At 46.8% G+C, this 896-nt stretch carries 1 pseudogene; it reads left to right on the top strand.

Annotated elements, in window-relative coordinates:
- A pseudogene (locus ACWHAR_RS24645) lies at nucleotides 1–838 on the top strand (ATP-binding cassette domain-containing protein); the annotation flags it as partial.
- Nucleotides 839–896: the final 58 nt, after the last annotated feature.

Below are 896 nucleotides of genomic sequence, written 5' to 3'. Positions count from 1 at the left end.
GACTAATTTTCTCGATCTGGCTTATCAAAAAGACCTGCTTGATCTGATCAAACGCCTGACGAGAGAAAGCGGATTGGTGGCTGTCAGCGTTTTTCATGATCTGAACACCGCAAGCCTGTACTGTGATGAGCTCATGTTTATGAAAAACGGTACCGCCGGGCCTAAGCAAAAACCGGAATATGCTGTTACAGAACAAAGCATAAAGGCGGTGTACGATACAGATGTCACCGCCTTGGTACATCAAAGCTCACCTAAACCGATGATTGTGATTCAGCCTGAAAAAGATAGCGTGAAGCGGCAGTCTATCCCATTTGAAGCATGGCTCCAAGCGGGGCGTGATGACATTCTTCTGCAAACGGAAATCCCGCTTCGAACATTGTCCTCCACGCCTATCGGTGCAGGGTTTTCGTGGAGCAGGACGCTGATCCATAAACGGCTGCCAGATCAGCCAGATCCGATAGAAGGACTTACGGCCTGTCTTTCAGAAAGCGGTTTTCAACTGCAGGAGACGTGTGCGATGGCTTCTTCAGAAAGACTTGACCATTTCGTGTATCGAACATATGAAGACGGAGAGTTATCCGTTTTCATATGCGTTCAGACCGGCTTTTCGATTTGGATTTTGATTAACGGCTATGCGGCAGATCAATTCTTCATCAAGGCTCTTATGGCTGCCGAAGCAGAACGGACGAAAGTGCTGGGAGACGGAAGAGGCACAGGTGATATTCTCATCGCCGCGACTCAAACTCAGCAATCCGAAAACATAGAACAGCGGCTGAACCAATTGATAAAGAAAGGGACAGCTGAATGTATAAAAGAGGCTGCTGAGTTGTTTGAATAAGTCTGTAAAGGAGATTCAGGGTATGAAACTATATACAAAAACAGGCGATAAGGGACAA

This window comes from Bacillus sp. LR--39, from assembly GCF_053613335.1.
This window is presented reverse-complemented; position numbering and strand designations above follow the sequence as displayed.